Source organism: Rhodosalinus sp. K401, from assembly GCF_041365735.1.
Lineage (GTDB): Bacteria > Pseudomonadota > Alphaproteobacteria > Rhodobacterales > Rhodobacteraceae > Rhodosalinus.
In genome coordinates, this window is the sequence record NZ_JBGFSI010000014.1 from 60440 (window position 1) to 81958 (window position 21519).

Consider the following 21519-nt stretch of genomic DNA (forward strand, 5'->3'; position numbering starts at 1 on the left):
CCGGACGGACCGAAGCAAATTGCCAACGTCTTCAGATGACCGCTGATACTCAATCCTCATGAAGTGCCGGAGGCCAAGATGGAAGGGAGGGATGGCATGAACGATGAGGCCGCACAAAGAAAGCTCCGTGCCTTAATCGATACAGCCCGCGCTTCAGGCCGCATTGTCAATCCCGTCGAGATTGCAAGTCATGCTCGGGAGGCGGGGCTGGATATCACCGAATCTCTCACTGTCGTACGCAAGTATGCAGGCCAGAATTTTGGTAGCGCAGATAGCGCGCTCGAGGCAGCACTTGCCTTTTTCGTTTGCTCACTGGCCTCTGGAGAGAAGACATCGCGGGTGCTGGAGTATACAGCCGACGACAGGCTACGGGTTGCAGGCCTTACCGCCACCGACGGTTCAGAGATATCGGTGTTTGCGCGTGATGCACAGTTCGCAGATGTGCTCAGTGTCCTCTTGGCAGATGCATCGGCCTCGATTTCGGTCGGCATCCCTGTGCCAGCTGCCAACGCGCAGTTCGACACCATCATCTGCGCTCCTCCAATAGGTTTGAGGAGCAAGGGCGGTGACGGATTTGGGAGTGAGGTCGTCTCAGCCTTGGCGCCAAACCTTTCCGACGACGGACTTCTCTGCTGGATTACGGCCCGGGGAGTTCTCGCCAACAGACAGGCGCGCTCGACCTTTCCCGCGCTGGCGAAGAATGGGCTGCATGTTGCCGCCGTGATCGACCTAGCGCCAGGCGCAATTGCGGGCACGAATATCGAGGCCACGCTCATTGTATTCCGTCGCCAAGAGCAGGAACAAAAGCTGGTTGGCGCGCTTCGGGGACAGGAAGACGTGGGTCCAATCGTCGCCGCTCTGAAAGCAGGGCCGGTCCGAAAGCCGGGCGCAGTCTGGGCTTGGCTCTCTGCGGATGACCAGCGCAGCTTCATGGATCTTGAGCACGAGCGTCTGATACGCAAGTTGACGCCACGCGGACGGCACGAACTGAGGACGATCCGCTCTATGCTTGCCGATGAACGGGTGGAGCGTGCTGACCGGCCGCTGCCGGATGATTTTCAAGGCACAGCGCTGCTGTTCGTACCGGAATACGCCGGTAGTCGCGTCACGGCTGATCTTGAAGAGCAAACGGTCAAGCCGCGGTCGGTCTATCGCCTCATCATCAACGCCAAGCAGGCAAACCCACGCTTTCTCGCCCAGCTGTTGAACAGCCCATATGGTCGGCATCTCCGTAGCGGGATCGCGAGCGGGGCTACAATCCAGCGCGTCAGCACTGATGCGCTTTTGTCTCTTGAGCTTGCGGTTCCCGATCTCGCAACACAGGAGCGGATCGCGCGCGTCGATAGCGATATTGGTCTGCTGCAGGCTGCCTTCCGCGACATGCAAGCGACCCTAGAGCAGGACTGGACCGGTCTTACCGAAGTGGCTGAGCGGGTTGACGCACTAAAAGCGGTGCTCGACATTGAGCGCCGGATTGCCGACTGGTGGCGCGAGCTCCCATATCCGCTTGCCACGATATACCGGCGCTACCAAGTCTCTACGGCTGCGAAGGAACGTCTCGAGACGCTGCTTCACTTCTTTGAGATGTTCGCTGTTTACCTCGCAGCTGTCGGTGCTAGCCACGTCAAGGCCCTGCGGCAGGACTGGCCGGACGTGCTTGCAAAATGGCTCCATCCAGCTGGAAGCGCCGGCATCGAGCGGGCTGACTTTGGCTTCTGGATCGGCTTAGCCGGGGCGAGCCTAAAGGATACAGCTCGCATTACGAGCGATAAGGAGTTGAGGGCGATCGCCATCGAGACCGGCGGTCCTGAGCTGGTGCAGGTTGCGAGCACACTTGGCGGCCTTGGCAAAGCCATCGAACCTCTGGATGTGGCACGGCGCTTCCGCAACAGCTGGAAAGGCCACGGTGGGCATCTGAAGGCAAGCGATGCCGAGCGCCTAGACCGCGAGCTCCAGCAGCAGGTCCGTGACCTTTATGAAGCGACTGCGTCATTGCTACGCGCCGTTCAGCTCGTCCGACCCGGGATGGCCGAGGTGACGGATACGGGTCTACGGTACAAAGTCGACCTGCTAGCAGGAAGTGACCCGACATTCGAAGCAAGGCAGGTTGAAGTCGATAGGCAGGTGAAGACTGGCGCTCTCGCTTTCTGGGGACAGAATAGCCGCACGATGTGCCGGGCCCTCCCGTTCTTCCGGCTTGGAGCGCCCCAGCAGCCCCAAGAAACCAGCTTTTATGTCTTCAACCGTGTGGAGAACGGCGGCTTCCGGTGGATCTGCTACCAGGAGGCAAGCGAGCAAGAATTTGTGGCGCAGGATGAGGAACTGAGCGGCATTATCTCCCTCGGCAAGGGAACAGTCTGATGGTCCATTAACGCACCGACAATGATCGAGCGGTACTGAAAGCAACGCTTATTTCAGTCAGAGAAATGAAGGACGTCTACTCGTCTTGCCTTCAAAGTACGTCCACGGGAGGGGAAACGCGTTAGGTTCTGGCTTTGGCGGTTGGATCTGAATCTAGAGCCTCCGGGTGAAGCATTGCTCTCCATGCCTAATTTCCCAGCCGCTTCGCCCTTTCGGCCATCCGTACCACCTGCGCGCTTGCGGTTGCCGCGGCGCTCCGCACGGCGGCAGGCGTCTGCACCGCCCCCCGCCCGATCGCCTCACCCGTCGTGAGCGCGCCAATCCGCGCCCTGCCCTTCACGCCGTCGGTATTGAGGATCCCCCTCATGATCCCGGCCGAGCCAGAGACCACAGCTGGTGCCGCAGCCACCATCAGGTTCCCCGAGATCCCCCGCACAATCAGGGGTGTTGCCGCGACGAAGCCCTTGGCCAGGAACACCATCACGAAGAACGGCACCAGCGAGCCGATGTTGGTGGCTGAGTTCGGATCGCCGAGCTGGGCCAAAAGCGAGTTTGCCATGCCGACGACGGTCGAGAACATGGCGGCGATGACGATGGGGTAGAAGGCGTAGCTGATCGTCGTCGAGACCCATCTGTGGAAGAAATCCTTGGTCGCATCGAAGAGCGACAGGGCGATCATGATCGGCGCGAGGCCGAGCATCAGGGTGAGCATCATCTTGGCGAAGATGAGCACGATGCCGGTCATGAAGCCAAGGAGGCTCAACATGACAAGGCCGATCCCGCCCAGGATCGCGCCCGTCATCCAGTTCAGATTGCTGCCGATCGCGTTCAGATACTGGCTGAACTCCGTGATCAGCCGGTCGAATTCGCCCGCGAAGTAGGTGGCACCTGCCCCGCCGCCGCCGACAGAGGAGATCAGGGCCCCGGCAACATAGTCGAGCCCGCCGATCACCGCATTGGCGACCGCGTTGAAATTGGCCCAGTTGAAGGCAAAGAGCCCTATCAGCGACAGCTTGATCAGGTACCAGAAGAAGCTGGCCCCATCCATGCTGCGGAACTGGAAGGCCATGTTGATGCAGATGCCGATCAGCGAGAGGGTGACCATCAGCAGGACGATCGTGCCGGTATTGCTGGCCACAGCCCCGAACTGGGACTCGGCCGCATCGGCAAGGAAGCCGTCGGCGGTTCCGACCATCCAGCTGACGATGCTCATTACCAGTTGCCTTGCGCTTCGCAGATATCCTGGACGTCGCGGGCGATCTGGTTCTGTTCGTTGCGGAGGGCCAATTGGGCCTGAGTGTGTTCTGCCTGAGTGTTGGTCGCGAACCGTTCCTCGTACTCGGCCGAGGCAGCATCCCATGACGGGAAGCGGACATCACAACCGCAGTCACCAGTTGCCTTGATCGCCTCCCATGACCGCAGCTCGTAAAGCCGCATCAGCGTCAGCGCCTTGTAGGCCTGACGCGGGTGGACTTCATCCATCCACGCCGGCCGTGCGGGCCGGTCGTTGCAGATCCGGTACTGCTGGGGCGTGATGGTCACGGTGAGATCGTTCGTGACCTGAGGCGAGGTCTGGGCCGCGAGGGGCGCGGCCAGCAGGGTGACAGCTGCGGCGAGGATGGTCTGGCGCATGGGGTTTTCCTTTCGGGTCATTCGGCGGCAACCGCGGGGCGCTTGGTGCCCCCGGTTCCTGTAGTGTTCTGGTCTGGATGCTTTGCCTGCCCCGGCAGGAAGAACTCGGTGATGCCGCGCGCGCCATTATGACGGCCGGCCTGGATGATCACGTCGATGGAGCCTTCGATGTAGTCGACCATGTCGGCATAGGTCATCGGCACATCGGTCTTGAGCGCGGCAATGGCGAGGCGGCGCACGGCCAGTTGCGGGGTCTCGGCATGCAGAGTGGTGAGCGAGCCGCCATGCCCGGTGTTGATCGCTTCGAGGAAGGTCATTGCCTCACGGCCCCGGACCTCGCCCAGCACGATCCGATCAGGCCGCATCCGCAGGGTCGAGGCCAGGAGCACATCGGCGCTGCGGGCCTCGGTATCCCGGTCGGCGATCAGCGTTACGGCATTCGGCTGCTCGGGCCGCAGCTCGGCTGCCTCTTCGATGGTGATGATCCGTTCCTCGGGCGGGATCAGCGAGAGGATCTTGCGCGCCGCCACCGTCTTGCCGGTCGAGGTGCCGCCCGAGACGGTCATGTTGAGCTTGTTCTCGACGCAGAACCGCAGGGCGGCGTCGATGTCGCCGGAGGCCACCACATCGCGCAGGGCGGCGTTCCGTTCGCGGCGCAGACCTTCGAGGCTGCGCTCCTTGCCATAGAGGAATCCGAGCTTGATGGCCTCCAGCGGCAGGGAGGAGAAGAACCGAAGTGAGATGGAGAACGCGCCTTCAACAGCGGGAGGCTGGATCACCTGCGCGCGGATCGGGCGATCACGATATAGGATCGAGACCGAGACGATGGGTTTCTTGGTGCTGAGCGTCGTCGAGGCAGCCGAGGCGATCTGGTTGCCGAGGTCCTTGATCTCGGTCTGGCTCAGCGGGCTGCCCAGAGCACGCATGAAGTGATCGCCCTGAAACTCTCCCCAAACTTGTCCGTCGGGGTTGATGCAGATCTCGATCGTGTCATCGCGCTGCACTGTTGCGCCCAGCCGGTCGAGCGAGGCTTCGAGATAGCTCGCCGCCATGTCAGAAGATCTCCAGATCGCGGTCGACCATGACCGTGATCCGGGTGCCCTGATCGACATGGATCACGGGCCGGATCGCCAGATAGTCCTGCATCACGCTTTGGGTGCTGTCGCGCAGGTCCGTGCCGACGTCGCTCGCGATGTCGGCCGCCGCCTCATCCTCGATCTGTCCCGCCGCCGCCGCGGGCAAGGCCCCGATCAGCGAGATCAGCGCGGCCGAGCCGAAGCGCTGCGCGAAGCGGGTATCGACAAAGCCGGTGGTGCCTGTGCGGCCAAGCTCGTCCCCGCCGAAGGCGCTGATTTCCACAGTCTGGTTGTCGGGCAGGATGATGCGGTCCCAGGCCACCATCACCCGCGACTGCGCGAGCGCCACATCGGAGCGGTAACGCCCGACGAGTCGCGCGCCGCGCGGGATCAGGACCCGCGTGCCGTCGAAGGAATGAACGTCCTCGGAGACGATGGCGCGGATCGCGCCGGGCAGTGTGCTGTCCAGCGCCGTCTCGGTCACGGCCTGGATCATCGTGCCCTGCACGACGGTGTTGCCGGGGTTCACGATCACTTCGGCCCGCGTTACCGGGGCGGGCCGCGCACCTGCGCGAACGAAGGCTTCGTCCCCATTCAGGCGCGCGGCCTCGAGGCTGTTCTCCCGGTCGGTCCCTGCCCCCATCCCGGAAAACGCGATCATCGGCGAGGCGATGCGTTCGGACCGCGCCTCGGCCTCCGCGCTGCGGCGGCGCTCGAGTTCGGCAAGTCGTAACTCCTCCTCGTTCGGCCCGAGGTCGGTGGGCGCAGGCGGGGTTAGCCGCGCGACTTCGAGGTCCATGCGCAGCTGGTCAAGCTCGCGGTCGCGTTCGGTCAATTGCCGCTCGAGCGCGCGTTGTGTCTCAGACGAAGCCTCTTGCAGCGCCGCGATTTGTGCTGTGAGTTCGGCGATGGCTTGCTCTGCGCCGCTGTCCGATGCCTCGACGGGCCGCGCGCGCAAGTCTTCGAGTTCCGCCCGCAGCGTGGCGAGGCTCTCCATCAGCGCCAGTTCCGACGCGGAGGGGCCGGTCTCGGCCGATGGGGGCGGTGCAGGCTCAGCAATGGGCATGGGTGCGAGATCGCCGAAGCCTGATCCTGTGGTCTGGAACTCTTCCGGGGCCGCCGTCGGAAGCGGCGCCTCGGGCGATGGCTGCAGTGCGGCCCAGGCCAGACCGCCCACGGCCACGATCCCGGCTACACCGAGGATGGCCGTCAAAGCGGAGGGCCGTGCTGCGCCGCGCTTCTTGTCGCCCGTCGCTTCAAGGGCCGCAAGGCGCGCAGAAAGGTCTTCGGTATCTTGGCTCATGACGTGGGTCCGCCCATATCCTGAACACAGACCTCGTCTTCGCCGAGGCGAAGCACCCATTGGCGGTTCACGCCCGAGACACGGATGACACCGTCCTCGAGCGCCGTGCTGTTCACCGCCCGCTCGCCGCCATTGGCATAGCGGAAGATCGCGGGAACAGGCGCGTTCCGCGCGAAGCGGAAATACGTGAAGGTGCCGTCATCCCAGATCGCCGTCGGTGTGAACTCCTCGCTTGCGCTGACCGCGTAGTTCGCATTCGGCGCATCAGCGGCAACCGCCCGAGTTGGCTGTACGCGGCTTTCGGGATAGCGGAACTGTACGACGTAATGCGGGGTCTCCCGCGCCTCGACGACGTGGAAGTAATAGGAGCGACGGTTCGTGTAGACCGTGATGTTGGTGGCGACGCCAGAGGCTGCAGGCTTGATCGCGAAGGCGCGTCCGCCCGGCACGCCGTCGAACTGGAAGCCTACGGTGTCGCCCGCGATGATCGAGCGGATGGTTTCACCCTCGCCGAACTCGACGGTGGTGACCCGGGTCAGGGTGGTGACGACGCGGTAGACCTGCCCCTCGGTCCAGGTGGCGATCCGGACGCGGTTGTCATGGGGACCGGGGCGCGGCGTGGTTTCAGCGAAGGCTGCGGGTGCGGAGAGCATCAGGGCACCGGCGACGAGCAGGGCGTGAACAGGGGCAAGAACTGGAACAGAGGTCATTCGGAACGGTCCGATCGGATGGCATATTGGGTGACTGTGAAGCCGAAAGGGTTCTGCCAGACATCGTCGATCGAGCGGGTCCGTTCGGGCTGGAAGGCGAACATCAGCGTTGCAGTGAACGACCCGTCCTGCGCGCCCTGCGGGCTGGTCAGGCGCTTTCTGAGGCGCACCTGCGCGCGGTTGTCACCGATGAGCGTGATTGAGGCGATCTCGACAGCCATCTCTGCCGCAGGGCCATATCGCGTCGGAGGATAGCTCTCCTGCCCGGAGGTCCACATGGCGCGCATGCTGGCCTCGGCCGCCCCGGTGGATTGCGCCAGCACGCGGCGGACGCGCAGATCGTTGTCGAGCTGGTTGTAGGCCTCGCGGTCAAGGATGTAGCGGTAGATCTGCGCCTCGATGATCGCAGGCCGCTCGGCAAGCCGCACCGTTTCGACCGTGGCATTGGGCAGGGCCAGACCCGTCGCGGGGTCATAGGGCACGACGACCGGCGGCGGCGTCTCGACCATCAGGACGACGGCTGCGGCCGCAAGGCAGCCGAAAACGCCAAAGCCCGCCCCGCCAAGACCGATCATCCGCCAGAGCTGCTCCCGGCGCAGCGCGCCATGGATCAGTTCCTCCTCGACCAGTTCACGCGTGCTCATGCCTGCCGTCATGTCGGGTGCTTTGGTCATGGCCGCAGGCTCGGCAGGGTGAAGTCCATGTAGCGGCGCTCTTCGGCGACGGTGGCGGCATCCACCACGCCCGCATTGCCTGCGCCGAGGGTCTGGATGGCCTCAAGCTCCCACATCCGCGTCATGGCGATGGCCAGTTCCGCCGTGACGCGGGTGTTGTGGTCCATCGACTCCTTGAGGTCCTCCATGTCGGGGATCATCGCGACGAGCTGTTCGACACGTTCGAGGGATTGCGCTGCCTCTGCATGGCTGTTCTGGGCCGCCGCCGACATCACGGCACCGGTCGTGGCGCGGGTCGCGACTCCTTCCGCGCCTGGATTGCCACTGGTGGCGATCTCGCGCAGGGAGTCCTCGTCAAACCCAGCACTGGCAAGCGCCTGTTCCATCTGCGTGCGCAGGGGCCCTGCGTTTGGGCCGATCAGACTCGACCAATCACCCGCTTGGATGCCGCGGATCAGACCGGGGATGTCCTCGAAATTGGCCTGCAGGAGGTCGTCGAGATCGCCGCCCATGGCGAGACCGAGGATGCTGCGCGGCCCGGTCAGCGAGGCATACATCTCGTTCAGCTGATCGAGCTGGCCTTGCAGCGTCTCAAGCTGTTCGAGCGCATTGTCCAGAAGATCGGTCTGGATCCCGAAATCCTGCAGCATCTGCTGAAGCTGGCGGATTTCCTGGGCGATGTTCTGGGTATCGACCGTGGGCACGCCCTGTGCGGTGACGGGCCCGGCGAGGGCGGCGGTCAGCGCGAGGGTCGCGGCGGTGGTGGTGAGGGAACGGTACAAGCGCCGGATCATCGCAATGTCTCCTGGGTGAAATCCATGAACTGCCGCTCGGCGGCTTGGGCCGCGGCCATGGCGAGTTGTTCCTCGCTCAGCGGCTGGGTATGGGCGGCCTTGATCCGGGTCCGGATCGCGACCAATCGGGCCAGCTCGGCGCGCGCATAAGAGTTGAGCGCGATGGCCTCGTGCAGGTCCTCGGTCTCGCCGATGCGGGTGATGATGTCCTGAACGCGCAAAGCGGCCGCACGGACCGAGACCAGCGAATAATCCCCATAGACCCCCGCCCCATGGGCCGAGAGACTGAAGCTCGCATTCGCCAGAAGGACAGGGTCAATGGTGCCGAGCGCATCGATGCCGCCGACGGCGGCAAGGTAGCTGTTGTACTGCTGCGGGATCACCACGACGTAGTGTTGGGTTTCCGCGAAGGGCGGGACGCCGCCGTAGTCCTGCACATTGCCGGGGCCTGCGTTGTAAGCGGCAAGCGCGTGGATGATGTTGCCATCGAACATGTTCAGCATCTGCGCGAGGTACCGCGCGCCGCCGGTGACCTGCAGGTACGGGTCGTCGTAATAGGCGGGGTTGATGCCGAGATCGCTTGCGGTGGCGGGCATGATCTGCGTCAGCCCGAAAGCCCCAACGGGGGAGCGTGCCCCGATCTGGAAGCGGCTTTCCTGCCAGATCAGCGCCTGCAGCAGGCAACGCCATTGCACGAGTGAGAGCCCCGCGCGGCTTACGCCGGGCAGGCTATGGGTGTCGCGCGCGGCGCGGATGATCAGCTCCTCGATCCCTTCCCGGGCATCGCCGAACATCCGGGCTGCGGCCGGGTTGTTGTCCTCGGGCGCATAGAGGCTGGCCGCAGCACTCTCGACGTCCTCGACCGCCCCCTGCCCCGCCTCAAGCCCGGCCACGGTGCCAGCCACATCTCCCGAACCGAGGGACATGGCATCCATGAGACCTTCGAGCGAGGCGAGTTGCTGGCGCTCGATCTCGGCCAGCTCCTCCTCGCGCGCCAGCCGGTCGTGCTGTAGCGCCAGATCCTGATCGGTCTGATCGAGGATTGCCTGCCGCTCTGCGAAGAGGCGCAGATCGAAGGTCGGCACGCCTTGGGCGGCCGCTGGCCCCGCCGTGGGACCTGCCAGCGCAAGACTGACCATCGAGAGGGGAAACCAGGTCCGCATGGGCTTAGCCGCCCGCTCCCAAGAGGACGAAATCGCAAGCCGTGTCACGGCGGGTGACGGCGGCCCCCATGGTCGAGATCGTCGTCGTGGCGGTTGCACCTTGTGCGGGCGCATCGCGGAAGTTGAAGCAGTTGGCTTGCGCGGGGTTATGCTGCGCGCAGGCCGTCAGAGTCAGGCCGAGGCCGAGCAGCACAGCGCTGCGGATGATGGTACGGGTCATGTCACTCTCCAGAAATCAGGGCGGTCACGGTAGTCGGGGCCGACAAGGGCTTCGCCCTTCTCCATGCCGCCAAGGATGGTCACGAGGGGGCCGAGGGCGCTCAGATCGGCGTCGATCACCACCGAACCCCGGTCATCACGGACGAGGGCCAGCCGCGAGGCGGAGCCGACGCCCAGAAGAACGTCGAGTTCTTTCTCGCTGAGGCCGAGCATCGCGTAATCGGCAGCCGAGGCGCGGATGTTGGGCAAGAGCACCTGCGTCGGCACGGCTTCCACAATGGTCTTGCCGGTCCGGGTACGTTCGAGCTGGCTGGCATACTGGGTCATCATCACGACGACCGCGTTCTGCTTGCGGGCGGTCACCAGCCAGTTCGAGAGCCGCTCCGCGAAGTAGGCGTTGTCGAGCGCCTTCCATGCTTCGTCGATGACGATGATCGTGGGCTTGCGGTCCTCGATCACCCGCTCGACGCGGCGGAAGAGGTAGGAGAGGACCGCCATGCGTTCCCGCTCGCTCTCGGAATCGAGGATGCCGGTTAGATCGAAGCCCGCGACGTCAGCGTCGGTGCTGCCCCCGATCTGGAACGTGTCGTGCGCGTTCGCCCCGAAGATCCAGCCATAGCGGCCGTCGGCGGTCCATTCCTGCATCCGCTCGAAAAGATCGCCCTCGTCATCGGTCGAGACGAGGAGCGAGGCGAAGTCCGACCAGTTGCGCAAACCCGCGTTCCCCGCACTGGCGTTCTGACGTACAACTTCCTGCAGGCGGTTGGTCTGCACCGGGGTCAGGGGTCGGTCGCGGCGCTCCAGGAGGCTCGCGAGCCAATCGGCAAGCCAAGCCTGACCGCGGGCGTCGATCTCGGTCTGCAGGGGATTGAGCCCCGTGGGCTGCCCAGCCCGCACCGTCGAATAGCTGCCGCCAAGCGCGCGGACGGCCATTTCCATACCCGCGCGATAGTCGAAGACGAAGACCCGCGCACCAGCGCGCCGGGCCATGGTCATCAGGAAAGCCGCCAGCACGGATTTGCCCGAGCCGGGGCGGCCAAGGATCAGCGTGTGGCCTCCCGTGGGTTCGCGATCCGGTGCGCCCTGTTCGTGGAAGTTGAAGCGAAAGCCACTGCGCTCGGGCGTCGGGAAAAGCGTGATCGGCACGCCCCAAGGCACTTCATGCCCGGCCTTACCGAGTGGGGTGCGGTGGAAAGTGGCGAGGTCGGCGAAGTTGTGGTTCGTGATCGCAGCCTTGCGGCTACGCGCCCCAGTGTTGCCGGGATGCTGCGCCATGAAATGCGCCCGCGCGCCGAAGGCCTCCGAGATCAGGTTGATGCCGGAGGTCGCGGAGATGTTGCGGATCTCGGCAGCGATGTCGTCAAGCGCTGGCTGGGAGCGGGCATAGACCGCCACGGTCATGTGGTGCTCGCCGAAGATCAGGCGTTTGGATTCCAGATCGTCCTGGGCCAGTTCCAGCTCCTGAGCGAGGCTGACCGCCCCATCATTGGCCGCCTGCATGAGCCGCAACTGCCGCTTGATCCGGCCCGCCATCATGTTGGCATTGATCGGCACGAAGGAGTGGGTGACTACCATGTCGACGGGTAGGTTCAGCTCGTCGAGCATCAGGCTGTCGGTCTTGGCGGGGTAGTTCTTCACTGCGAAGATTGCGCCGAGCTTGTCGCCGACAGCGCCGTCGGAAAGCGCGATGGTCGTGCCGCGGAAGGTGACACGGGTATTCGCTACGTCCTCGGCGATCACGCCCAAGCGTGACCGCGGGAAGAGCGGGTGCTCCTCACCGGTGTTGAGCGAGCCGAGAAAGCCCAGAAGCTCGCCGCTGCCGGCGGCAAGCAGGCGAGGCTTCAGCTCGTCGAAGGACGATAGGAGAAAACCCACAACCTCGTCGAGCTTGCGTAAGCGCCGGGTCGTGTCGGCAGCATTCCAGGCACGGGACGCCCCCAGACCGAAGGGCAGACGGCTGCCGGTCTCCGGGCGCTTCAGCACCGTCAGGGTCAGTGTCTTGTCGCGCAAGCCCGACCGACCCAGATAGGCCTGCCAGCGTTGGTCAACGGCGGCCGCGAACCCTGCGCCCGGAATGGGCGGCAGGGTCACATCGACCGCTTTCGAGACTTTGTGCAGGTAGAAGGAGAACCCCGTCCCGACCTGCGCAACGATGCCTGCCAGGAGCCCGCCGATCCGGTCGAGATGGGCGTCCTCGCTCGTGGTGCTGTTCACCCCTTCGAGGCGGATGCATTGCATCAACTCGTTACCGCGCGTCCGGATCGTACGGTCGGTCACAAGGCTGACGTAAGGCAGCATGGAGGAGAGCCGTTTCTCGCCCATGACCCATGCGGGCAGCGCGGTCAGCGGATCGAGCGCGTCGGCCACATCATCGGCAACTCCATCACGGGGCATAGCTGTCGCCCCCATGGAGCTTGCGGTTCGCCGTGGGCGGGGTTTCCTGCAAGGTGATCACCAAGACGTCGAGGAAGTTCGGATCCCAGTCCGCGGCTTTCCAGAGCGCCGGCCAGGCCAGCCCCGCGAAGACGGCCACCACCCAGCTCTGGACCCAAAGGAAAAGAAGCGTCGAGCCGAAGAGCCAGACCATGGCGTACATGATCGGCAAGCCCATCAGCTTGGGTGGCCTGAGAAGGCCGATGAACACACGGGACTGGTCAGCCATGGACGGAGCTCAGGTGGTCCAGATGGCGGCGACGATAGTGGGTGCCGCGGCGATGCCCGCGATCGCGACCACGACCCAAAGTGCCTGACGGAAATCGAGGATGCCGAAGAGCCAGGAGAGGAACACGCCGATCAGCGCGAGCGTGCCGATCACGATGCCCAAAGGACCGGTGATCGCATCGACGATGCCCTGCAGCAGCGTCTGCACGGGCGAGAGGTCGATGCTTTGCGCAAGCGCCGGTCCTGCCAGCACGATGAGGGCCATCGCGCCGAGCGCGACAAGGGAAGATTTGGACGTCACGACAGGTCTCCTCTCAGCCGCTGGAACACGGCTGTCACACGGGCCACATGGCCTTGGGTTTCTCGAAAGGGGGGAATGCCACCATGGCGGGTGACCGCATGGGGACCGGCATTGTAGGCAGCAAGCGCCAGCGCGGGATCGCCGAACTGCTCGAGCATCATCAGCAGGTAACGGGCCGAGCCGTCGAGGTTCTGGGCGATGTCATGGGGGTCGACGCCGAGATCGCGCGCGGTGTCGGGCATCAGCTGGCCGAGCCCGATGGCCCCGACCGGGCTGCGCGCGCCGGGATTATAGGCGCTCTCGACCTCGATATTGGCGCGGTAGAAGAGCGCCCAATCACTGACCGAAAGGCCCGCCTGACGCAAAGCGTCATGGCTGCCGTAACGCAGCGCCGTGGTCTCGATGGCGTGGAGAATTTCGGGGGTGGCGCGGGCGGCGCGCGGGGCGACCGCTGCGGCAGCCGTCACATCGCTCAGAGGATCATCATCCCCGCGGGACTGCGGCGCTGCAAAAAGAAAGAGGCGATCTGGGAGGGGCCCAGTCTGGGCATCGTCTTCGCCGGTGAACGAGCGCAGGCTGCTCGTGCTCTCGGCAGTGTCGACAAGTCGGCCATCGGGGCTGACCTGGAAGATGAAACCGTCGGCAAGGGCCAAGGGTGCGGAACAAACACCTGTACCCACTGCAACGACGAGCGCAAACGCGCGGTCAGTTGTCCTTGACCAGAACCGGACCAGTCCGTGGCTCGGGCGAGCGCCCGGGGGCTGCGTGGCGCTCGCGGGCACCTTCGACGAGCGGGATGCTGGCGGTCGTGCAGCCCATGTCGGCAAGGAAGCTGACAAGGCCGACGATGGTCTTGAAATCGCGCAGCTTGAGGACGCTGCGGCTGGTGACGAGCATCTTGTCGTCGCCACCATCCGGGGCGACAGCACGTATGACCCAGGCGCCGTACCAACTGTTATGGCGCTTCTCGGCGCCTTCCTTGCAGACCACCTCGATGAGATAGCCTTCGGCAAGGAGGCCGCGCAGCCCGTCTTCTGTAACCACATTCGGTGCTTCTTCTATCATGGCCTTCCCTTGGGTCCTTCTTCTGCCTGGGTGCAGTCTCGGGCCCACGGGGTCGCAACACCGCGGGCGATACAAGACAACATGAACGATAGCAAGACAATTAAAGCGTCTTGACGCAGATTGCCTTGCTCCGATAACGGTGATAGCTGACAAACTCGTGATCTTAAAGGCGGCAAAGGAGTTTTGCCCTGCACATGTCCTGTGCGTGCAACATCCCCTTGGCGCTGCTGATCACCGTCCTTGCGGTGAGTGGTCCGGTCCATGCCTGCATCCCGCCCGAACGGCCGTTCCTGCCCGCGTCCCGAGAAGACATGCGCGCCTACGCGGACCTGATCCGGGGGGATTTCGAGGCCTACATCGCCGATGTGCAGGAGTATTTCCGTTGCCTCGACGAGGAGCGCGCGCGGGCCTTTATCGAGGCCAGAGAAGTGAGCGAGGAATACGGGCGGTTCATCGAGGCTGTCGAGTAGTCTCCTTCCCGCTGGCACTGGACGCCCCTCATCATGTGCCGATGATACAGTGATGATTTTGTTGGAGCATGTTCGACCTAGATCCTGTCCAATGCCCCCGCATCGGTTGCTTATGCGGTCGCCATGCGGTTCAATCAGGGTTCGTCTCCGCCCAATTCACCGAAAGGATTTACGCCCCGTGTCTTTGCGTTTCTGGCAACGTGTCCGTCTTGCGCCCGGGGTGACGCTGAACCTCTCGAAATCGACGGCCTCTCTATCGTTCGGACCGCGCGGTGCCAAATACACCGTCAGCCCCAGGGGGAACCGAGCTACACTCGGGCTGCCGGGCACGGGCCTCTTCTACACCATCCAGGACCGCAAGGGCGCGCGTGCAGCCACTCCAACACGGGACAAGCTGTCCCTCGGGTTTTTCCGAAGGCTCGTGACCCCACCCGAGGAAAAAGCACTGGTGGACGGACTGCGCGCGCTCAACGACGGCGATGAGGATGAGGCGCTGTCCCAGCTGGAAGCCGCAAGCGATCTGCCCGACGCCGCCTGGATGGCCGGCATGATGCGCCTGAAGCAGGAGGCATTTGCGCAGGCGCGCGAGCATCTGGAAAGCGCGCTTGCGGCGGGCGACAGGCTCGGCGCGCTGTTCGTAAAATATGACCTCTCGCCGCAAAGCACCCTGCCGATCGCCAAAGGCATCTTTGCTCATATCTCCCCCACCGAGCGCGGCACCCGGCTTGCGTTGGTGGAGCTGTGCGAGGCGAGCGGAGACGCCGAAGGCGCGGCGCAGCATCTCGAGCGGCTGATGGTCATAGCGCCGGAGGATCCCGTCGTACTCTTGTCCTTCGTCCAGATCGCACTCGACACGCCGCAAGATCACAACCTGATGGATAGGGTGATCGCCCTGACCGTCGCCACCCAGAACGAGACACCCATCGACACGGGCATCCTGCTCTATCGTGCTCGGGCGCTGGCGGCCCGCGGCCTGCTCGACGCAGCCATCGACGTACTCACCCGCGCTGGCCGACGTCGCAAGGACCGCCCGGATCGTCTCCTCCACCAGATCCGTCATGACCGCGCGGAGCTTTACGAACGCGTGGGTCGCAAGGCCCAGGCACGGCGTGACTTCGAGAAGTTATACGCGGAAGCGCCGGAGTTCGAAGGCTTGGCTGAGAGACTGGGATTGACGTGAAGCGTTCGACGCGATGGGTCGGAAAGCGGTCGTTGGCTGCGAAGAGGATCAAAGGCTGGTTCAGTGCTTAAAGGCCTAAAGGCAATTGATCAACTTGCACCGCTAGTCACCGCCTATCTGGCGGCTGACAGGGTTGTGTGGGGCGCGATATTTGGGTTGCAACCACGCGGCGAGACGCCGAGAGTTCCGCTTGCCGACGAAGAGTTGTGGAGTAGCCCCTTTTTCAAATCCTACCTTGGTTGTGCGGAAAGATTCTTTGCGGTGGAGCCTGCCCATGAAGATTGAGAATATTGCCGTGCGCAATTTTCGCTGCTTTGGTCCCGACTGGATGGAAATCAGCCTGGAAGAGCAGGTAACGGCCTTCGTCGGAGGGAACGGCTCAGGCAAGACGGCGCTCTTCCAGGCGCTTTCCCGTCTCTTTGGAGTGACGAGGGCGGACAGGACCGTCACAAAGAAAGACTTCCATATCGCGCAGAACGAAGAGGAGCTGCCGGACGGGCGGGCTCTGGAGATCGAGTGTCTGCTCGGCTTCCCAGAGCTCGACGAAGAAGAGGACGAAGACGCTTCGGCCGTCCCCGACTTTTTCAATCACATGGCTGCTTCTGGCCCCGATGAACCGCTAAAGGCGCGCATGCGGCTTATCGCCAGGTGGATCGAAGACGGCACGCCTGACGGGACCGTCGAAGAAGACATCAGATGGATCACGACCCTCGGCAACGAATTTGAATGGGATACGCTTCCGAAAGTCTCCGCTGTGGATCGCGCGAGTATACAGGTTGTCTACGTTCCCGCCCTTCGCAACGCGGCCGACCGTGTCACCGAGCTCCTGAAAGGACGCCTATGGCGAGCGGCGCTATGGTCAGCTGATCTTGGCGCCCGCGCGACGGAAGGGGCCGAGCTTATCCAGAACCAGTTCGATCAGGAAGCCCCGGCAAGCTTCATCATTGAGCGTCTGACGCACAGGTGGCAGCAGGTTTACGAAGGCGACACGGACACAACCCCTAATCTTCGGCTGATTGAGAGCAGGATCGAAGAGCTTGTCCGGCGCGCGGAGTTCGTTTTTCATCCTGACGAGGCCGGTCGAAACCGAATCCTCACCGATCTCAGTGACGGACAGCGCTCGCTTTTCCACATCGCTCTGACGGCTGCGACCCTCGAGACCGAACAGGCTGCGCTTGCCCTCGCTGCGGCGGAGAGCCCGTTTGATCAGGAGAAGCTGAGGCGCACGCATCTGACGATTCTCGCGATTGAAGAGCCTGAAAACAGCCTCTCCCCATTCTTCTTGTCTCGGATCGTGACGTTGGCGCGGGAAATCGGCGAGATGAGCACGGCGCAGGCGCTAATTTCGAGCCATAGCGCCAGCATCCTCTCCCGCATCGAGGCGGACGAAGTTCGCTACTTTCGGCTTGACCGCCAGACGCGCCGCGCGAGCGTCAGGCTGCTGACCTTGCCTGAAGACGATGTACAAGCCAGCACATATGTCCGCCTCGCGGTCCGTTCCTACCCCGAACTATATTTTGCGCGGTTCGTGATTCTGGCTGAGGGGGACTCGGAGCGAGTCGTTCTGCCCCGTTTAGCCGAAGCAAGAGGCGTTCCGCTTGACCCGTCATTCGTGCCGGTCGTGCCTTTGGGCGGTCGCTATGTCTCGCACTTCTGGAGACTGCTCACCGATCTCGGCATCCCTCACGCGACACTGCTCGACTTCGATCTTGGCCGCGCTCATGGCGGAGCCAAAATGATCCGAACGGCGTTCGCGGCTCTAGAAGAGGTGGATCGCGACCTGACTGCAAATCCCCTCGTTATTGATAGCACGATCAGTCTCGACGATCTGGAGGATTTGGATGACGAAGATGTTCTGGAGGATTGGGCGGAAAATAACTGGCTTCAGGCTCTCAGACATGAGGCCGTCTTCTTTTCCGACCCCATCGACTTGGATTTCGCGATGCTTGAGGCGTTTCCTGCGGCGTACCAGCACCCCAATCCGGCTGGACTAGGCCCTAGGACGACAGCAGAGGCGATTGCCGAGAAAAAAAGGGTGGTCCTGAAAACCAACGGGAATCCCGACATCTACGACGGCGAGCAATGGGACGATAGCTTCGCCTGGTATCCATATCTTTTCCTCAGCCGCAGCAAACCGGAGGCCCATCTCGCCGCGCTGAGCAGGATCGCTCGTCGAGACCTCGCTCGGCGCGCACCCCCGGAACTGCGCGCCCTGATCGATCATGTCAGAGACGTTCTGTTTCCTGAGCCGGCTGAAAACTGATGCCCGTCGCGCCGGAAGATTGGCGGCCACAAGGCGTCGATGACCTTGAACCGCGAGCATGGGACGCTCTTCGAGAGACCGCGCAGAGTGTTTGTGTTACCGCCGGCGCCGGATCGGGCAAGACCGAATTTCTGGCGCAGAAGGCCGCCTATCTCCTGCAGACAGGTCTTTGTGCGGCACCAAAGCGCATCCTTGCGATCAGTTTCAAACGCGATGCCGCTCAAAACCTTGCCGCGCGGGTCCGCCAGCGCTGCCCTGCGGATCAGGCCCACAGATTTCACTCGATGACGTTCGATGCATTTACGAAGCACATGCTGGATCATTTCCGCCTTGCGATCCCCTATGCCTACCGACCGCCCGCAGACTACAGCATCGCTTTTCCCTCCAGACAGGACATAGAGGTCTTCCTGCGAAGACACGGCCGTCCGGACGTCAGTGCGGACCGGTTTGAGCGAGCGGTCGCCCGTACACCGCTGCCGCTTGAAGAAACCGTTGAAAATCCGCGCGAGAGAGAGCTGCTACGGGCCTACTGGGATGACCAGTATGCCATGCCGGACGGCGCACTTGTTTCTTTTGCGATGATCAACCGCGTCGTTGAATACATGCTTCGCGCGAATCCCAGGATAAGGCGCGCTTTGCGCCTCACATATCCCTTTGTCTTTCTCGATGAATTCCAGGACACAACCTACGCGCAATATAGCCTCGTGGATGCTGCGTTCAGCGAAAGTGATGCCGTCTTTACCGCAGTCGGCGACGACAAGCAGAAGATCATGGGTTGGGCGGGCGCAATGGATAACGCGTTCGACGAATTCACCGCCGACTTCAATGCCGTTCGCCATGCGCTACTCAGGAACTGGAGATCTCACGGGACGCTTGTTGCCATCCAGCATGTCATCGCACGGCAGATCGATCCCGATGTCGAGGAGGTTGAGGCGCGCGGAGAGCTGGCGATTGAGGGGGATACGGCGGCCATCTGGCGGTTCGACAGCCGCGAGCAGGAAGCTGAGCAGATAGCGCGATGGATCAGGAGCGAAGTCGATGATGGCCGCATCGCCCCACACGATGTTGCCATCCTCGTGCGCATGCGGGCAAACAACGTTGAAGACGAGCTTGCGCCCGCTCTCCGTGTCCACGACCTCGTGCTGCGAAATCTTGCCAGAAATGTTAGCGAAATCGCCATTCAGGATTTGTTAGCCGAGCCCCTGACCGAAGTTCTCCTCCCGCTCTTGCGGCTGGGTGCAAGCGTTCGCGACCCCGATGCTTGGAATGCGACGCAGGAACGCCTGCAAACGTTGGCGGGCACCAGTCCCGAAGATGAGGCCGGGCAAGAGCGCTTGCAGCGCGATATCGGAGAGTTCTCTCGGAACCTTCGACAGACGATGCGTGACGAGCCACCGGATCCGGCAGTGGCCGACCGGTTGTTCGCGCAGGCTCTGGACTTCGCCGGGATCGAGCGTCTGCGTCAGACCTACCCCGAATATCGACGCGACGCCGATTTTCAGCGAGTGCGTAACGGCTTTCAGGTTCTTTTGCGGGAATGCGTCGAGATCGCAGCGGGCTGGAGTGGCGTTCTTGATCACTTCGAAGGCAAGGACCAGGTCCCGCTCATGACAATCCATAAGAGCAAGGGCCTCGAATTCCACACCATGATCTTTTTCGGCCTCGATGCCAAGACATGGTGGAGCCTGTCGCCGGAGCGTGGCGAAGAGCTAAATTCATTCTTCGTCGCGTTTACTCGAGCGAAGCAGCGGGCGTTCTTCGCTTACTGCTCCGAGCGGGGCAATGCTTTCGACTGGCTGGAACAGCTTCTCCTGCCTGCAGGTGTGGAACAGATCGACGGAGCCAATATTGTCACTGCCGACAGGTAAGGACGGCAGATCCTGGGATCAGTAAGCCGGTTTCGTATCGGACGTGGTGGAGTGCTTGAAGCGGACGTCAGCTTGGAAGTGGCCGAACGGCGGCTATGGGCCGCGCGTATCAATTGCTGCGCTTAATCCAGATCGACGTCGCCCAAGCGCGGGGCATGGACATGCGTTCGGACAAGTAACGCCGCGGCCGCGCCCGCGATGGCGCCGAAGAGGTGCGCCTCCCACGACACGCCGGGTTGGCCCGGAAGAACGCCCCAGAGAATGGAACCATATAGGACACCGACCACCAGTGCCGCCCCTAGCGTGATCAGCGAGCGATCCACGAGGCCGCGCACGACGAGGAAACCGAACCAACCGAAAACCAGTCCCGACGCACCGATATGGATAGCGGAGCTTCCAAACACCCAGACGAGGCCTCCCCCGAGGCCGATCACCACGGCGTTCACCGGCAGCAAAGCCCGCGTGGTTGTTGCCACCAGAAGACCACCCATCACCAGTAGCGGTGGGGTGTTGGCCATCACGTGCCCGAAGCTTCCATGCAGGAGGGGCATGGCGATGACACCATCCAACCCACCAAGGTGCCGTGGGATCAGCCCGAACGCTGGGTTCAGGCCGTAGCCGGTGATCCAGTTGACGACCTGGATCGCCCAGAGCACGGCGACAAAAGCGACAAGCGCCGCGGCGCGGCGCAAGACGGCGCGCATGTGATCCCGGCTCATCATGGCGGCGACAGTAGACGTCTCCGCAAGGCCTGCAACGGCTTTCAAGCGCCGCTGAGACACGGCTAAAGGACCGAGCTTCAGGGCCCCGAACCTCGTCACGGCCCAAACCAAGAGCGGGGCTGGCTACCGATGGCTGTGGCGAGGCATCAGAGCCTCATCTCCAAGGATGTTGGACTTCATTCCATCCCTTGTCTCTGTCCGTCGAAGCAAGACCGAAGCGACCGCAATTCCCCAGCGATCAAATCTGCTTGCTATCGTTAGTGTTGTTTTGTATCGCCGCACCATTATAGCTGGAGTCGGCGTCATGAATCACAAGGTCCGGACCGCAGCAGCAGCTGCGGCCATCACAGTATCGAGCCTCGTCGGTTCGGTCGAGCCGGCGCAAGCCTACCAGGTCGACTGTGCCATTCTGCTCTGTCTCGCGGGCGGCTGGCCGGCATCGGCGCCCTGTGCCCATGCGCGTGCGGTCTTCATCCGCAGGATCACACCTTGGCCGATCGAGCCACCCTTGCAGATCTGGCGTTGCCCGATGGGGGCGTCGTTCAACGCCCCCGCCCCGCTCTCGCCGATGGAACGGCTTTACGACATTGCCTTCCGGGAGGCGCCTCAGGTCAGCGTACCGCAAGCTCCCCTGCCCCTGGTCCAAGTCCAATCAGACGAGCAGGCCGACATCGACATTTCGGGTGACGCCTTCGACTTCGTCCGCAGCATCCGTGTCTTTCACATCCAGTTCAGCCAACGCGAAAACCGGGATGGCGATTGCAACCGTTACGACAGCACCCGCCTCGGTTCGTATGGGGTGCAAGGCGACTATCGTTGGACACGGTCGAGTGTCGCCCAGGTTCCGCCCGCCTCACAGCTGCCCGACACCGCGCACTGTAACTGGGTCAGTTACCGCTCGGTCTTCGTGGACTGGCGGGATCATGAGGGGAACTACGGTTTCGAAGAGGTCCGCTACTGAACTTGCCCGGGCCTGCCCGAGGCAGGTCCGCACCCAATCATCTTGCACCTGTGACGGTGCACCGAACCCAAAAAGGGAAACGACGCCAGACCGAAA

Annotated in this window: 21 protein-coding genes; 6 read left to right on the forward strand and 15 right to left on the reverse strand. The window is 63.1% G+C overall.

Translation table 11 applies throughout. From position 1 onward, the window contains the following. The first annotated feature begins 96 nt into the window (after positions 1 to 96). Positions 97 to 2361, forward strand: coding sequence for a hypothetical protein (locus tag AB6A66_RS14200; RefSeq protein ID WP_371056404.1), 2265 nt, complete (start codon positions 97 to 99; stop codon positions 2359 to 2361). Positions 2362 to 2548: 187 nt separating this feature from the next. On the opposite strand, the gene AB6A66_RS14205 is transcribed toward AB6A66_RS14200, so the two are convergent. The 14 genes from AB6A66_RS14205 to AB6A66_RS14270 all read right to left on the reverse strand — a co-directional run bounded on the left by AB6A66_RS14205 (position 2549) and on the right by AB6A66_RS14270 (position 13959). Beyond that, on the reverse strand, positions 2549 to 3574 hold the full coding sequence (locus tag AB6A66_RS14205; RefSeq protein WP_371056405.1) for a type IV secretion system protein: 1026 nt from the start codon (positions 3572 to 3574) through the stop codon (positions 2549 to 2551). Further along, entirely contained in the window at positions 3574 to 3993 is a 420-nt protein-coding gene (locus tag AB6A66_RS14210) for a hypothetical protein (RefSeq protein ID WP_371056406.1), read from the reverse strand. The genes AB6A66_RS14205 and AB6A66_RS14210 overlap by 1 nt, the downstream gene beginning before the upstream one ends. A 17-nt stretch (positions 3994 to 4010) precedes the next feature. Further along, entirely contained in the window at positions 4011 to 5045 is a 1035-nt protein-coding gene (locus AB6A66_RS14215; protein WP_371056407.1) for an ATPase, T2SS/T4P/T4SS family, read from the reverse strand. Position 5046: 1 nt separating this feature from the next. Further along, on the reverse strand, positions 5047 to 6372 hold the full coding sequence (locus AB6A66_RS14220) for a TrbI/VirB10 family protein (protein ID WP_371056408.1): 1326 nt from the start codon (positions 6370 to 6372) through the stop codon (positions 5047 to 5049). Continuing rightward, positions 6369 to 7025, reverse strand: a complete 657-nt coding sequence (locus AB6A66_RS14225; protein ID WP_371056432.1) for a TrbG/VirB9 family P-type conjugative transfer protein — start codon at positions 7023 to 7025, stop codon at positions 6369 to 6371. Before AB6A66_RS14225 ends, AB6A66_RS14220 begins: the two co-directional genes overlap by 4 nt. 53 nt (positions 7026 to 7078) lie before the next feature. Then, a complete protein-coding gene (locus AB6A66_RS14230) occupies positions 7079 to 7726 on the reverse strand; it encodes a virB8 family protein (RefSeq protein ID WP_168624963.1) in 648 nt (215 codons plus the stop codon). A 26-nt stretch (positions 7727 to 7752) separates the two neighbouring features. Then, positions 7753 to 8550, reverse strand: coding sequence for a type IV secretion system protein (locus AB6A66_RS14235; protein WP_371056409.1), 798 nt, complete (start codon positions 8548 to 8550; stop codon positions 7753 to 7755). Then, entirely contained in the window at positions 8547 to 9713 is a 1167-nt protein-coding gene (locus AB6A66_RS14240) for a lytic transglycosylase domain-containing protein (RefSeq protein WP_371056410.1), read from the reverse strand. Before AB6A66_RS14240 ends, AB6A66_RS14235 begins: the two co-directional genes overlap by 4 nt. Positions 9714 to 9717: 4 nt before the next feature. Then, positions 9718 to 9933, reverse strand: a complete 216-nt coding sequence (locus AB6A66_RS14245; RefSeq protein ID WP_371056411.1) for a hypothetical protein — start codon at positions 9931 to 9933, stop codon at positions 9718 to 9720. After that, the gene (locus AB6A66_RS14250) at positions 9930 to 12326 is read right to left on the reverse strand and encodes a type IV secretion system protein B4 (protein WP_371056412.1); all 2397 of its coding nucleotides are present in this window, start codon (positions 12324 to 12326) and stop codon (positions 9930 to 9932) included. Before AB6A66_RS14250 ends, AB6A66_RS14245 begins: the two co-directional genes overlap by 4 nt. Then, a complete protein-coding gene (locus tag AB6A66_RS14255) occupies positions 12316 to 12594 on the reverse strand; it encodes a type IV secretion system protein VirB3 (protein WP_071676063.1) in 279 nt (92 codons plus the stop codon). Before AB6A66_RS14255 ends, AB6A66_RS14250 begins: the two co-directional genes overlap by 11 nt. A 9-nt stretch (positions 12595 to 12603) precedes the next feature. Continuing rightward, positions 12604 to 12894 carry a TrbC/VirB2 family protein gene (locus tag AB6A66_RS14260; protein WP_072244820.1) on the reverse strand — a complete coding sequence of 97 codons (291 nt, stop codon included), beginning with the start codon at positions 12892 to 12894 and terminating at the stop codon, positions 12604 to 12606. Then, the gene (locus AB6A66_RS14265; RefSeq protein ID WP_371056433.1) at positions 12891 to 13469 is read right to left on the reverse strand and encodes a lytic transglycosylase domain-containing protein; all 579 of its coding nucleotides are present in this window, start codon (positions 13467 to 13469) and stop codon (positions 12891 to 12893) included. The genes AB6A66_RS14260 and AB6A66_RS14265 overlap by 4 nt, the downstream gene beginning before the upstream one ends. A 130-nt stretch (positions 13470 to 13599) precedes the next feature. Beyond that, positions 13600 to 13959, reverse strand: coding sequence for a hypothetical protein (locus AB6A66_RS14270; RefSeq protein WP_088716109.1), 360 nt, complete (start codon positions 13957 to 13959; stop codon positions 13600 to 13602). 194 nt (positions 13960 to 14153) lie between these two features. Between AB6A66_RS14270 and AB6A66_RS14275 the strand changes: the two genes are divergently transcribed. From AB6A66_RS14275 to AB6A66_RS14290, 4 genes are all read left to right on the forward strand, one after another. Next, on the forward strand, positions 14154 to 14429 hold the full coding sequence (locus tag AB6A66_RS14275) for a hypothetical protein (protein ID WP_371056413.1): 276 nt from the start codon (positions 14154 to 14156) through the stop codon (positions 14427 to 14429). A 178-nt stretch (positions 14430 to 14607) separates the two neighbouring features. Then, a complete protein-coding gene (locus AB6A66_RS14280) occupies positions 14608 to 15609 on the forward strand; it encodes a DUF4236 domain-containing protein (RefSeq protein ID WP_371056414.1) in 1002 nt (333 codons plus the stop codon). 274 nt (positions 15610 to 15883) lie between these two features. Then, on the forward strand, positions 15884 to 17872 hold the full coding sequence (locus AB6A66_RS14285; RefSeq protein WP_371056415.1) for an ATP-dependent endonuclease: 1989 nt from the start codon (positions 15884 to 15886) through the stop codon (positions 17870 to 17872). Beyond that, positions 17872 to 19740 carry a UvrD-helicase domain-containing protein gene (locus AB6A66_RS14290; RefSeq protein WP_371056416.1) on the forward strand — a complete coding sequence of 623 codons (1869 nt, stop codon included), beginning with the start codon at positions 17872 to 17874 and terminating at the stop codon, positions 19738 to 19740. Before AB6A66_RS14285 ends, AB6A66_RS14290 begins: the two co-directional genes overlap by 1 nt. A 122-nt stretch (positions 19741 to 19862) precedes the next feature. Here AB6A66_RS14290 and AB6A66_RS14295 read toward each other — a convergent pair whose 3' ends face one another. Further along, positions 19863 to 20444: a rhomboid family intramembrane serine protease gene (locus tag AB6A66_RS14295; RefSeq protein ID WP_371056417.1), complete on the reverse strand. Its 582-nt coding sequence runs from the start codon at positions 20442 to 20444 to the stop codon at positions 19863 to 19865. Positions 20445 to 20766: 322 nt separating this feature from the next. On the opposite strand from AB6A66_RS14295, the gene AB6A66_RS14300 reads away from it, so the two are divergent. Further along, positions 20767 to 21423 carry a hypothetical protein gene (locus AB6A66_RS14300; RefSeq protein ID WP_371056418.1) on the forward strand — a complete coding sequence of 219 codons (657 nt, stop codon included), beginning with the start codon at positions 20767 to 20769 and terminating at the stop codon, positions 21421 to 21423. The last annotated feature ends 96 nt before the right edge of the window (positions 21424 to 21519 follow it).

What these genes read in the sequence shown, in the direction of transcription:
- AB6A66_RS14200 (WP_371056404.1), top strand. Translation starts at nt 97, where the DNA reads ATGAACGATGAGGCCGCACAAAGAAAGCTCCGTGCCTTAATCGATACA.
- AB6A66_RS14205 (WP_371056405.1), bottom strand. Translation starts at nt 3,574, where the DNA reads ATGAGCATCGTCAGCTGGATGGTCGGAACCGCCGACGGCTTCCTTGCC.
- AB6A66_RS14210 (WP_371056406.1), bottom strand. Translation starts at nt 3,993, where the DNA reads ATGCGCCAGACCATCCTCGCCGCAGCTGTCACCCTGCTGGCCGCGCCC.
- AB6A66_RS14215 (WP_371056407.1), bottom strand. Translation starts at nt 5,045, where the DNA reads ATGGCGGCGAGCTATCTCGAAGCCTCGCTCGACCGGCTGGGCGCAACA.
- AB6A66_RS14220 (WP_371056408.1), bottom strand. Translation starts at nt 6,372, where the DNA reads ATGAGCCAAGATACCGAAGACCTTTCTGCGCGCCTTGCGGCCCTTGAA.
- AB6A66_RS14225 (WP_371056432.1), bottom strand. Translation starts at nt 7,025, where the DNA reads ATGCTCTCCGCACCCGCAGCCTTCGCTGAAACCACGCCGCGCCCCGGT.
- AB6A66_RS14230 (WP_168624963.1), bottom strand. Translation starts at nt 7,726, where the DNA reads ATGAGCACGCGTGAACTGGTCGAGGAGGAACTGATCCATGGCGCGCTG.
- AB6A66_RS14235 (WP_371056409.1), bottom strand. Translation starts at nt 8,550, where the DNA reads ATGATCCGGCGCTTGTACCGTTCCCTCACCACCACCGCCGCGACCCTC.
- AB6A66_RS14240 (WP_371056410.1), bottom strand. Translation starts at nt 9,713, where the DNA reads ATGCGGACCTGGTTTCCCCTCTCGATGGTCAGTCTTGCGCTGGCAGGT.
- AB6A66_RS14245 (WP_371056411.1), bottom strand. Translation starts at nt 9,933, where the DNA reads ATGACCCGTACCATCATCCGCAGCGCTGTGCTGCTCGGCCTCGGCCTG.
- AB6A66_RS14250 (WP_371056412.1), bottom strand. Translation starts at nt 12,326, where the DNA reads ATGCCCCGTGATGGAGTTGCCGATGATGTGGCCGACGCGCTCGATCCG.
- AB6A66_RS14255 (WP_071676063.1), bottom strand. Translation starts at nt 12,594, where the DNA reads ATGGCTGACCAGTCCCGTGTGTTCATCGGCCTTCTCAGGCCACCCAAG.
- AB6A66_RS14270 (WP_088716109.1), bottom strand. Translation starts at nt 13,959, where the DNA reads ATGATAGAAGAAGCACCGAATGTGGTTACAGAAGACGGGCTGCGCGGC.
- AB6A66_RS14275 (WP_371056413.1), top strand. Translation starts at nt 14,154, where the DNA reads ATGTCCTGTGCGTGCAACATCCCCTTGGCGCTGCTGATCACCGTCCTT.
- AB6A66_RS14285 (WP_371056415.1), top strand. Translation starts at nt 15,884, where the DNA reads ATGAAGATTGAGAATATTGCCGTGCGCAATTTTCGCTGCTTTGGTCCC.
- AB6A66_RS14290 (WP_371056416.1), top strand. Translation starts at nt 17,872, where the DNA reads ATGCCCGTCGCGCCGGAAGATTGGCGGCCACAAGGCGTCGATGACCTT.
- AB6A66_RS14295 (WP_371056417.1), bottom strand. Translation starts at nt 20,444, where the DNA reads ATGCGCGCCGTCTTGCGCCGCGCCGCGGCGCTTGTCGCTTTTGTCGCC.
- AB6A66_RS14300 (WP_371056418.1), top strand. Translation starts at nt 20,767, where the DNA reads ATGAATCACAAGGTCCGGACCGCAGCAGCAGCTGCGGCCATCACAGTA.